Source organism: Candidatus Hydrogenedentota bacterium (assembly GCA_018005585.1).
In the GTDB taxonomy this organism is placed as follows: Bacteria; Hydrogenedentota; Hydrogenedentia; order Hydrogenedentales; family JAGMZX01; genus JAGMZX01.
Genome location: JAGMZX010000174.1, coordinates 1 through 11682, shown reverse-complemented (window position 1 = coordinate 11682; position 11682 = coordinate 1). Strand labels below are relative to the sequence as shown.

The following is an 11682-nucleotide window of genomic DNA, read 5'->3' as shown; positions in this document are numbered from 1 at the left end:
CTAGGATGGCGTCACTGAAATCCGACAGGCGGCCCATGCGGATTGCTACACCCGGCAATTTCTCCTTGGCCTCCGCGAGCAGCGCCTCGACATCCTTCACGCTCGGCGGCCCCTGGTTGTCGCCCGTGTGGATGAGCGCGAGCCACGTCTTGTGCGGCCAGTCCGCGGGCGGCACGAGCCCCGTGCCGTAGCCGACGTTGCTCATTGTCAGCAGGCGCGAACCGTCGGGCCCCTCCCACCAGAACAGCGGCGGCACGCTTGGCCCCGGACATGCCGAATTGCCGCCGATGTGCAGGAATTCGACGCCCGCGTGCTTCAAGAGCGTTGGCAACACCCACGAATGCGACGGCACGTCGGTCATCTTCGCGTCGCGCGGCATGGGCACGCCCGCGCGCTTGCACACGTCCACCGCGAACCACAGCCCGCGCACAAGGTCCTCGAGTTCGAGCGACTCGGTGTGCGTCGTGAACGGGAGCGCATGCACCACGAACCGGCCCTCGCGCACGCGTTGGATAATCGCCTCGCGCCGTTCCGGCGTCTGCTGCGGCCCGAGCATGTGCCACATCGGCCAGCCCGGCATCGTCCACACGAATCGCTGCTCCGGCGGCAGCTTATCCGTCTCCGCGCAGGTCGCGAGCGCCTTGTCCATCATCTCGGTGCGGTAATATTCGAGCACCTCCGGCACGAGTTTCGTGTAGCCCAGGTCGTAATGCTGCTTGAACACCACGACGACCTGCTCGACAGCAGCAACCGCCGTCGCGGGGGTCAGGAGCAGGGCTGCAATGATAAACCCCATGCAATTGGGGGAAAGAAACCACCGATGTACACCGATGTACACCGATGCGTTAACCGGGAATCTGCGTTGACCCGTGTTCATCAGTGCTTTCCTTTCCCGCTTGCCGCGTCATCCGCGCTTTCCCTTGCGCTTTCCTCTATAATCCCAGCTGGGGCATCCGGATTCAATCGGACAATGGGTTGCGGCGACCACCAAGGAGACCACGGGTAGCGATGAGAAACATGTTGTCCGCCATGGCCAGAGCCGTCTTGACAGGCTGCTTCCTGTTTTCCGGCTGTGCCACAGCGGATATCCCCCTTCCTGTCTCCCCCGAATTGCTCGCGGACCCGGTGCTCACGGCGTACCCCATCGTCTTCGTAACGCGCAAACAGTACCGTCCCGATCATCACAACACGGAAACGATGTTCCAGAAGGGCGAGATCAACGAAGCGAGTTTCGAGGGCGGTGGCGCGCTCAAGGTGCTAGAAATCGCGTCCGGCCGCGTCACGACGCTGCTCGAAGCGCCCGACGGCATCATCCGCGACCCGGACGTCAGTTTCGACGGGCAGCGCATCCTCTTCTCGATGCGCCGCAACCGCGAGGATGATTACCACATCTACGAAATCAACGCGGACGGCACGGACCTCCGGCAACTCACCAGGGCGGCGGGCGTCACGGACATCGACCCGCTCTACTTGCCGGACGGGCGCATCGCGTTCTCGTCCACGCGCCAGCCGAAGTATTGCATGTGCAACCGGCACATCATGGCGAATCTCTTCCGCATGGACGGCGACGGCGCGAACATCCACCAGATCGGCAAAAGCACGCTCTTCGAGGGACACGGCGCGCTCCTGCCCGACGGGCGCATCCTCTATTACCGCTGGGAGTATGTGGACCGCAATTTCGGCGACGCGCAGGGGCTATGGACCGTACACCCGGACGGCACGGGCCACGCCGTCTACTGGGGCAACAACACGAATTCGCCCGGCGCGGTCTTCGACGCCCGGCCCATCCCCGGAGCGGACCAAACTCTCTGCATCTTCGGTTCCTGCCACGACCGGCCCTGGGGCGCGCTCGCGATCATTGACCGCCGGCTTGGCCTCGACGGCCGCGCGCCGGTCGCGCGCACGTGGCCGGAAAGCGCCATCGATCTCGTCGGCATTGGCGATTTCGACACCTACAAACAGGTCACGCCGCGCTACGAAGACGCCTACCCGCTGACCGATTCGCTGTTTCTCTGCGCGCGCGAGGCGGGCGATGGCGAACTCATGGGCATCTTCGCGGTCCACCGCGATGGTCGTGAGACGCTCGTCCATGTCGAGCCGCCCGGCTGTTACGATCCCATCCCGCTCGCGCCGCGCACGCCGCCGACCCTGATCCCCGACCGCCGCGATTTTGCATCGCCCACCGGCGCTTTCTACGTCGCCGACGTTTATCGCGGTACGCACATGGCGGGTGTCGGGCGCGGCGCGGTCAAGTACCTGCGCGTCGTCGAGTCGCCCGAAAAGCGTTTCTTTGTCCCCGAGCAGCAATGGGGCGGCCAAGGCCAGCAAAACCCTGCCATGAACTGGCACGATTTCAACAACAAACGCATTCTTGGCACGGTCCCCGTCGAGGAGGATGGCTCGGCGTATTTTGACGTTCCCGCCGAGACCTTCGTCTATTTCCAACTGCTCGACGCGAACGGCATGATGGTCCAATCCATGCGCAGCGGCACGATCATCCAGCCCGGCGAAACGCAAGGCTGCACCGGCTGCCACGAGAACCGGCTCACCGCGCCGCCGCCCGGCAACGCATCGCCGTTGGCCCTGCGCCGCGCGCCGTCCACCATGAACGGCTGGCACGGCGAGCCGCGCCTGTTCAGTTACGCCGCCGAGGTGCAACCCGTCTTCGACAAGCATTGCGCCGCGTGCCACGACTTCGGCACGGACGGCGGCGAACGACTCATCCTCGCAGGCGACAAGACCTTCGTCTTCAACGCATCGTACGAGGAACTCTGGCGCCGGAAATACATCAGCGTGCCCGGCGCGGGCCCCGCCGAAACGCAGCAGGCCAACTCTTGGGGCTCCCATGCCAGCAAGATCGTCCAGACCATCCGCGCGGGACACCACGACGTCCAACTCAGCCCCGAAGAGTTCGACCGCATCGTGACCTGGATCGACCTCAACGCGCCCTACTACCCGACTTATGCCAGCGTCTATCCGGACAATCTGGCCGGGCGCTCGCCGCTGAACCGGGAGCAGGTGCGCCGTCTCGGCGAACTGACCGGCATCCCGTTCGAGTCCCTGGCGGGACACACCACCAGCCGCGGCCCCCTCGTCAGCTTCGACCGGCCCGAACTCAGCCCCTGCCTCGCAATCCTACCGGGTCGCGATTCCCCCGCCTGCCAGGAAGCCCTGCGCATCCTTGAGGCCGGGAGAGAGCAATTGCGGCAACGCCCCCGCGAGGATATGCCCGGCGCCGTACTCGATGGCGCCGACCTCGCGCGCGAAGCGAAGTACGAGTTCCGCGCCGCCGCCGAAAAGCGCGCGCGAGAGGTCCTGCGCCTCGGAAGCAAGCACTACGATGATTAGTCCGATGACCCAAAATGACGCACGGAACGAAAAGGCCGCCGCAGCCACAGGGCGCGCCATCCGTTCTTTGCTTCCTGCCGGTCCTTTTGGGCCGTTCCGTCCCAAGGCAAAGAAATGCATTGACAGAGCGACAGCGTTTGTTTAGTATAGTTAATAGGCGTTAAAGGTACTGCGGGCGGCGCGGCGCGCCGTGAAACGAAGAGCGCCCGATCCGGGCGGGAGTCCTACTCATGAAGCGGTTGCGCATTTTTCTGGCGATAGTGGGGTTCCGGCGTCCGCTGTACCCGCTCGTAACGCCGCCCATGGGGATCATGTATCTGGCGGCGTACCTGCGCGAGCATTTCGCGTGCGACATCAGGCTGGTCAACCAGAAGCTGCACAACACGCCGAACGACGACTTGGCGGACGAAATCGCGGATTTCAACCCGGATGTCGTCGGTCTGGGTGCGATTACCCCCACGTCGGAAGGCCTGAACTACATCACGCACCGTGTGCGCGCGAAATTGCCGCAGGCGCTGATCGTGCTTGGGGGCAGCCACGTCAGCTCGTACCGGGAACAGTCGCTGGAAGGCTCCGCGGCGGATTGCGCGGTGGCGGGCGAGGGCGAATTGGTCTTCGCGGAGATTCTGCGCGCGCACTTCGAGGGCGGCGGCCTGCACGAGGTGCCCGGCATCTACCGGCGCACGGAGACGGGCGAAATCGTCAAGAATCCCGGGTGCATGCCGCTGATCCCGAGCAAGGACCTGGATTCGCTGCCCTTTCCCGCATACGACCTGATTGACTTGCCGGCGTACTGGCGGCGGCAGTCGATCGCGCCGATCCCGCGACGGAAATACGTGTCGCTGTTCAGCAGCCGGGGCTGTCCTTACCGCTGCAACTTCTGCCACGATGTTTTCGGCAAGCGGTTCCGCCAGCATACGGCGGAGCGGGTCGCCGCGGAGACCGCGTATTACCAGGAACGCTACGGCATCGACGAGATCGAGTTCCTCGACGACATATTCAACCTGAACCCGAAGCGCGTAATGGACTTCTGCGACCTGCTGCATCAGAAGAACCTCAAGGTCAAGATCGCGTTCCCGACCGGTGTGCGCACGGATATCTTCCGGCCGGAGACCATCGACGCGCTGGTGGACGCGGGCATGTACTATTCAGGCTATTCGCTCGAATCGGGATCACCGCGCATCCAGCAGGTAATGGGCAAGGGGCTCGACATTGACCGCTACGTCGAGAACGTGGCGTACGCGGTCTCCAAAGGCGTGTTCGCGAACGGTTACGCGATGCTCGGGTTCCCCACGGAGACGCGCGCGGACATGCAGATGACCATCAACGTGGCCGCGGATTCGCGGCTGCACACGATGTCCTTCTTCACGGTTACGCCGTTCCCCGGCAGCGACCTTTATGAAATCGCGGCACAGACGCGGCCCGAACTGGTCAAGCACATCCGCTACGACGGCATGGATTTCAGCAGCATGCCCGTCAATCTGTCCGACGAGCCGGACGAGGTGCTCTTCGCATGCCAGCGCGAGGCAAACCGGCGCTTTTTCCTTAAGCCGAAACGCATCTACCGCATCCTGCGCGATTATCCGAAGCCCCACCTGCTGCCGATGTACCTGCCCACGTTCGTGCAACGGCTCACCAAGGGACTGTTCAAGACCTATCCGAGAAAGTATGGCAACAAAGTAAAAGTCTCGCACCTGCCACGGCGACATGAGGACGCTGCGTAGCAGGCGTCCCGTATGCATAAGGAGCCCGTTTCATGCGGCCATTGCGGATCTATCTGGCGAATGTAGGTTTCCGGCGCCCCCTATACCCGCTGGCCACGCCGCCGCTGGGCATCATGTACCTGGCGGCGTATCTGCGAGACCGCTTCGAGACAGTCATCCGGTTATGCAATCAGAAACTCGACAACCCCTCCAATGAGGAAATCGCGCGGGAGGCCATCGCGTTCCAGGCGGACGTCGTCGGCTTCGGTGCGATCACGCCCACGGCGCAGGGGCTGGGCGAACTGACGCGGCGCGTGCGCCAGGGTCTGCCCGAGGCGCTGATCCTTCTCGGAGGCCCGCACGTCAGCGCGTTCGGCGCCGTGGCGCTGGCGAACACCGCGGCCGACGCGGCCATCGCGGGCGAGGGCGAGAAGGCGATGGAGCAGGTGCTCAACGCCCATTTCGGCGGCGGTTCGCTGGCGGACGTGCCCGGCCTGTTCCGCCGCGACGAGCACGGCGAAATCGTGACGAATCCGGGGGCCATACCTCTGATCCAGGACCTGGACAGCCTCCCGTTTCCGGCCTACGACCTGATCGACCTGCCGCGCTACTGGAAGCGCCAATCGATGCCGCCGATCCCGCGGCGCCGTTACGTGTCGCTGTTCACGAGCCGCGGCTGCCCGTACAAATGCAACTACTGCCACGACGTGTTTGGCAAGCGGTTCCGGCAGCACAGCGCGGAGCGCGTGGTTGAAGAAGTGGCCTATTTCCAGCGGCAATATGGCGTGGATGACTTCGAATTCGTCGACGATATCTTCAACCTGAACCCGAAGCGGCTGATGAGCTTCTGCGACCTGGTGCATCAGCGCAATATCAAGATGAAGATCGCTTTCCCCAACGGCGTGCGCACGGACATCTTCTCGGAAGAGAGTATCGACGCGCTGGTCAGCGCGGGCATGTACTTCTCGAGCTTCGCGCTCGAATCCGGTTCGCCCCGCATCCAGGAGGTCATGGGCAAGCGCCTGAACATCCCGCGTTTTCTCCAGGGCGTCGCGTGGGCCGCCGAACGCGGCGTGTACACGAACGGTTTCGCCATGTTCGGGTTTCCCCACGAGACGGCGGAAGACATGCGGATGACCGTCGACGTGGCCTGCGCGTCGAAGCTGCACACCATGTCTTTTTTCACGGTGACGCCGTTCCCAGGCACGACGCTCTACGAGGCCTGCAAGGAGCGATACCCGGAACGTCTCGCGCTGTTGCGCTACGACGACCTGAACTTTGGCGCGGCGCGCGTTAATTTCTCGGAAGTGCCGGACTACGTCCTCTTCCGCATGCAGCGCGAGGCGAACGCCCGGTTCTTCTTCAATCCACGGCGCATGTACCGTATTCTGCGCGACTATCCGAAACCCCACCTGTTGCCGATGTACGCGCCCATGTTCCTGAGCCGGCTCACGAAAGGGCTCTTCTCCGCGCCGGAGCCGCGCTGCACGTCCGAAGAGCAGCCGTACGGGCACCTGGTCACAGCGTCCGAGCCTGGAACCGCGCGCAAGAGCGTGTGAAAATGTAACCGGCGAGACGGACTTTCGCCCGCCCCGCCAGGCATGTGGTGCGGTATTTCGGGATGCTCAGCTTGCGGCGAGGGGTTTTACCCGCATGTTACGGAACCAGACCGGCTGGCCGTGATACTGCAGGCCGATATAACCCTCGCGTTTCATATCCTTGTAAGCGTTCTTGAACTTGTTCGGCGTGCCGTCCGGATTGCGCCCGCGCGCGGTCCACTCGTCCAGATTCATGCTTGCGACCCATTCGCCGTTCAACTGGACGTAGATCATGCTGCCCTTCGCGATGATGAGCAGACGGTTCCATTCTCCGGGGCCTTTCACGGCCAGTTTCGCGGGAGCCAGGCAGTCGAAGATGGCGCCGCAATGCCACTTGTCGTTCGGATACTTGTCGTTCGGCTGGAGAATCTGCACCTCGATGGCCGTGTTCAGCCAGTCGGCGATTGAGTCACATCGCAGGAACACGCCGCTGTTCGTGTCCGGGTCGCATTTGAATTCGAGGTCCAGCACGAAGTCGCCGTAGCGCTCTTTGGTCCAGATGTCGCCGCGGCCCTGCGAGGCCAGTTCGCCATTCGCGAATTCCCAGCCTCCGCGCTGCATTTGCGCGTCCGAGAGGTCGTCCTTGAAGAGAGGCTGGAATCCTTCGCCATTCGCCGCTTGCGACAACAGCGCTTCCGGCGGGGGCGTCACGCCCTGCGCCGCGCACGGCGCATGGCCCGCCGCGCACACGGCCAGTCCAAGCATCGCCACAGCCCATACTCGCTTGTCCATACAACACTCCTTTCTTATTCAGACGGCTCTTCAGCCATTTTCATTCACTCAAGCCGGCGCTTCGCGAGCGCCGCCGCCTCGTCCAGCCGCTGCAGCGGCGTCAGGCGGAACCGGTACGCGTACACGCCCGGGGCCAGCGTATACTCGGGGTGCGTGCGCGCACCCCAGCTCGTGTCGCCGCCCACGCCCATCTGCGCATGATCGAAGTTCACCGTAACGAAGTCCCGGCGCGGCAACTGATAGTCATGCGTGCATTCCTCGAGGTCGCGCATCGTGAACGGCCACGCGCTGCACTCCAGCGCCGGCATGCCCACCGCCATCAGGCCCGCACCCGCGGCGTTCGTCGCCGCGAACCAGCGCACGTCCGTCTTGTTGCCATTCTCCTGCGGCCGGACATACCGGTGCGCCTGCCCGGTCACGGGAAACGAGTATACACCGAATGCGCCCCCGGTTTTCCGGTCCCAGTAGGTCTCTTCAGGCCCGCGGCCGTACCACGTGACGCGGTCGAACGAGCCCGGCATCGCTGTCTGCATCCCGATGCGCGGCAGTTCGGGCAAGCGCCCCGCCGCTTCGAGCCGGACGTCCACCACCACGTCGCCGGAGCCATAGACGGCGTAGTTCACCCTGTAGCGCGCGTTTCCGTCCACCAGCGCGAATACGGCGGTGATATCCAGGCACTGCGGCCGTGACTGGCGCACCGAGATGCTGCGTAATTCCCGGCTGGCGCCGGCCTCTTTCCAGACGCGACAGCGGTCCGGATGGCCGTTGCCGCGGTCGTTGTCCGTGGGCGCGCGCCAGAAATTGGGCTCCAGGGCGCCGCAGAGCAGTTCCACGCCGCCGGATTGAATCGATTCGATGACGCCGGACCGCTTCCCGATACGGACCGAGGCGTTCGCGCACCGGACCGTGAAATCGGCGCCGGATTCCTGCATTGATAGCGGCGGGCACTCCGCGACCAGGACCGTTGGGGGCTGGGGCGTGTCGAAAGGCACCAGAAACTGGTCCCACGCCACAACGTGGCCTTTCGCCGCCCAACGGCAGTCTTCCGCGAGGACAAAACGCACGGTGAGCCAGTATTCGGTCGCCGGTTCCAACGCCGGGACGCGAAAGGGAACCGTGGCTTCGGCCATGCCGCCCGGCGGCACGGGAAGGCGGCCCAGGCTGCCTTCCTGGAGCACACGCCCGTCCGCCATGAGAGTCCAGGCGGCCTCGAACGCATCCAGATTCAAGAACGCATGCTTGTTGAGCACGCGCACGCGGCCCCGCAGGAGGTCGACCGGTTCGGTCCGGATGTTCTCGTAGACCTTGCGCACCTCCTGCATGCTCGGGTTCGGCGTGCGGTCCGGCCCGACAATGCCGTCGCAGCAGAAATTGCCGTCGTTGGGCGTGTCGCCAAAATCCCCGCCATACGCCCAGAACCAGCCGGGCGGCGCATCCGTCTTCTTGCGCAGCGCTTGGTCGATGAAATCCCAGATGCACCCGCCAATAAGGCACGCACGCGCATCAATCAGGTTCCAGTAATCCTGCAGGTTGCCGACGCTGTTGCCCATGGCGTGCGCGTATTCGCAAAGGAAAAACGGCTTGCTCGGGTGGTTTTGCGCGTAGTGCAGCATCAGCTCCATGGGATGGTACATCTCGCTGTGGATGTCCGCGATATCATTGAACCGCTCGTAATGCACGGGGCGCGTGGGGTCGATCGCGCGCAAGGCGTTCGCCGCCGCCACGAAATTGGAGCCCGAGCCCGCCTCGTTCCCCAATGACCAGATGATGACCGAGGGGTGGTTTTTGTCGCGCTCGACCATGCGCACGACACGGTCCACGTGGGCCGTCTCCCATTCGGGCCGGTTGCCAAGCGTGGTGTCGAGGTCGTAACCCATGCCGTGCGATTCGATGTTCGCCTCGTCGATGACGTAAATGCCGAATTCGTCGCAGAGGTCGTACCACTCCTCCTGATTCGGATAATGGCATGTGCGCACCGTGTTGATGTTGTTCCGTTTCATGATCCGCAGGTCTTCGCGCATCTGCGCGACGGTGATCGCCTTGCCGCGGTCGGGGCAATGCTCGTGCCGGTTCACGCCCTTGAGCTTGACGGATACGCCATTGACGAAAATCTGGTTGTCGCGCACCTCGACCTGCCGGAAACCGAAGCGGCACGACACCGCCTCGGCCACGGCGCCCGCCGCGTCCTTCAGGGTCAGCACGAGCGTATAGAGATGAGGCGTCTCGGCGGTCCACTTGAGCGGCTGCGCCACCGGCGCCGCAAGCTCGAGCAAGGACTCATTTCCGGAATCCAAGGGGCCGGTCGCGGCGGTCATGATCGGGTTTGCTTCTACCGGCACGCCGTTCGCATCGAGCAGGCTGGCTTCGATGTTGTGCGCGGATGGCGCCGCACTGCCGCTGTTGCGCACCTTGATTGTGAGCCGAAGCGCGGCGTCACGACAGGCCCCGTCGAATGTGCAGCGGGCAAAAAAGTCGCGGATGTGAACGGCGGGCACGGCATATAGCAGCACATCGCGATAGATGCCGCTGAGCCGCCACATGTCCTGGTCTTCCAGGTAGCTGCCCGAGCACCAGCGGTACACCTGCACGGCCAGCACGTTGCCCCGCGGCTGGACAAACCGGGTGATGTCGAATTCCGCCGGAGTCATGCTGTCTTCGCTGTAGCCCACTTCTTGGCCATTGACCCAGACATAGCAGCCGCTCATGACCCCGCCAAACTGAAGCAGGATGCGGCGGCCCGCCCAGGCATCCGGCAGGTCAAACGTCGTGCGATACGACCCGACGGGGTTGTTGTCCGCCGGGATGCGCGGCGGATCCGGCGGGAACGGGTACGCCACGTTGCTATAGATGGGGATGCCGTAACCCTCCGTTTCCCAGTTGGACGGCACGGGCATGTCCGCCCAGCCACTGACGTCGTAGCCGGGCCGGAAAAAGTCCACGGGCCGGTCCGCGGGTTTCGGAACCCAGTGGAATTTCCAGGCCCCGTTCAGCAAGCGTCGGAACGGCGACGCCGCGCGGTCGCACAGCGCAGCCCGGGCCGCGTCCGCATAGGGCATCAGGGTGCAATGCGCCGCCGCCTTGTTGCGCCCGGCCACGCACGGGTCTTCCAAGTCGGTTGTTGCGAAGGTCATGGCGTCTCCCCGCCGCGTTTTCGCGGACATCGGGCCCGCGTCCCGGCAGCCGTGCTGTAATTCCGAAATCAGAGGCGCTATCCTAAGCGCTTACGGGTTGTCACGCAACACATGAACCAGACCAGCGACAGTTCATCCGGAGACAGGGCCCGCCGGCCGGCCCAGGGCCGCGCGGCCCTGCTGCTGTGCCTGGGGCTGACATTCGTGTTCGCGGGGTGCCTGACCGCATCCCCGCCGCCAAGTTCCGGGACCGGTCCGTACATCGACGACAAAGCCCTGCTGAGCAAGCTCCGCAGGGCCGCCAACGCGCCTGAGAGCGCCTATTGCGGCATCACCGACGTGCTGCCGCGTGCGCCCTTGCGCGCGCCTGAGGGGCGCGTGCCGGTGTCCGCGTCCCGGCGCAGGAGACTCCGTCCGGATCAAGTCTACGCGCAGTGCAGCGCCAGCGTCTTGGTCATCGCATCGCTGGGCCACTGCAAGGAGTGCGGCAAACGCCACGCGCTGAGCACATCCGCGGGGTTCGTCGCGGCGTTTCCGGGGGTGTGCGTGACGAATTACCATGTGGCCGAACACGAGCCGGATGCCACGCTCGTCGCGATGACGCAGGACGGGGCCATCTATCCCATTACCGCGGTGATTGCCGCCGACAAGCAATGCGACGTGGCGGTTCTACAGGCGGAAGGCTTGCGCGCGCCGCCCCTGGCTATCGCGCCGGACACGCCCGCCGGCGCGCCGGTCGTCATCATCAGCCATCCAAACCGGAAATTTTACACGCTGACGCAGGGCATCGTGTCCCGCTATTTCGTACGCCGTGACGCGCAGCAGGCCGTTGCGCAGATGGCCGTCACGGCGGAATACGCCAAGGGCTCGAGCGGCGCGCCCGTGCTAAATGCCGCCGGCGCCGTCGTGGGCATGGTCGCCACAACGGCCCCGATGGAAGCCGGAGGCGAAGACGGCAAGACAAAATATCAACAGATGGTCCTGCGCACCTGCATCCCGTCCAACGAGGTCCTGGCGGTGCTGGGGGCGGGGCCATCGACCGCTGCAACGCTACCGCCCGTACAACCGGCCCCACCCGGCGAAGAGGGTTCCCATCCGTAAACAGCGCCTCACACCGCGTCCATTGGCGAAAAAAAGCCGAGGCCCCGCTGCGTCCGTCCACCGCGACCA

7 protein-coding genes are annotated in these 11682 nt (G+C 64.4%); 4 read left to right on the top strand and 3 right to left on the bottom strand.

From position 1 onward, the window contains the following. A partial coding sequence (locus tag KA184_20870) for a hypothetical protein (protein MBP8132041.1) occupies positions 1-877 on the bottom strand: 877 nt, incomplete at its 3' end. A gap of 131 nt (positions 878-1008) precedes the next feature. Here KA184_20870 and KA184_20865 point away from each other — a divergent pair. From KA184_20865 to KA184_20855, 3 genes are all read left to right on the top strand, one after another. Further along, a complete protein-coding gene (locus KA184_20865) occupies positions 1009-3348 on the top strand; it encodes a PD40 domain-containing protein (GenBank protein ID MBP8132040.1) in 2340 nt (779 codons plus the stop codon). A 230-nt stretch (positions 3349-3578) separates the two neighbouring features. Continuing rightward, positions 3579-5072 (top strand): B12-binding domain-containing radical SAM protein, encoded by a 1494-nt coding sequence (locus KA184_20860; GenBank protein MBP8132039.1) that lies wholly within the window; start codon positions 3579-3581, stop codon positions 5070-5072. Positions 5073-5113: 41 nt separating this feature from the next. Beyond that, complete coding sequence (locus KA184_20855) at positions 5114-6610, top strand: B12-binding domain-containing radical SAM protein (protein ID MBP8132038.1); 1497 nt, start codon at positions 5114-5116, stop codon at positions 6608-6610. Between the two features lie 66 nt (positions 6611-6676). On the opposite strand, the gene KA184_20850 is transcribed toward KA184_20855, so the two are convergent. Then, a complete protein-coding gene (locus KA184_20850; GenBank protein ID MBP8132037.1) occupies positions 6677-7381 on the bottom strand; it encodes a DUF1080 domain-containing protein in 705 nt (234 codons plus the stop codon). 44 nt (positions 7382-7425) lie between these two features. Next, the gene (locus KA184_20845; GenBank protein ID MBP8132036.1) at positions 7426-10512 is read right to left on the bottom strand and encodes a DUF4981 domain-containing protein; all 3087 of its coding nucleotides are present in this window, start codon (positions 10510-10512) and stop codon (positions 7426-7428) included. Between the two features lie 111 nt (positions 10513-10623). Here KA184_20845 and KA184_20840 point away from each other — a divergent pair, with 111 nt between their 5' ends. Continuing rightward, a complete protein-coding gene (locus KA184_20840) occupies positions 10624-11613 on the top strand; it encodes a trypsin-like peptidase domain-containing protein (GenBank protein MBP8132035.1) in 990 nt (329 codons plus the stop codon). Positions 11614-11682: the final 69 nt, after the last annotated feature.

Coding starts and splice junctions, on each gene's coding strand:
- KA184_20865 (MBP8132040.1), top strand. CDS start 1,009: ATGAGAAACATGTTGTCCGCCATGGCCAGAGCCGTCTTGACAGGCTGC.
- KA184_20860 (MBP8132039.1), top strand. CDS start 3,579: ATGAAGCGGTTGCGCATTTTTCTGGCGATAGTGGGGTTCCGGCGTCCG.
- KA184_20850 (MBP8132037.1), bottom strand. CDS start 7,381: ATGGACAAGCGAGTATGGGCTGTGGCGATGCTTGGACTGGCCGTGTGC.
- KA184_20845 (MBP8132036.1), bottom strand. CDS start 10,512: ATGACCTTCGCAACAACCGACTTGGAAGACCCGTGCGTGGCCGGGCGC.
- KA184_20840 (MBP8132035.1), top strand. CDS start 10,624: ATGAACCAGACCAGCGACAGTTCATCCGGAGACAGGGCCCGCCGGCCG.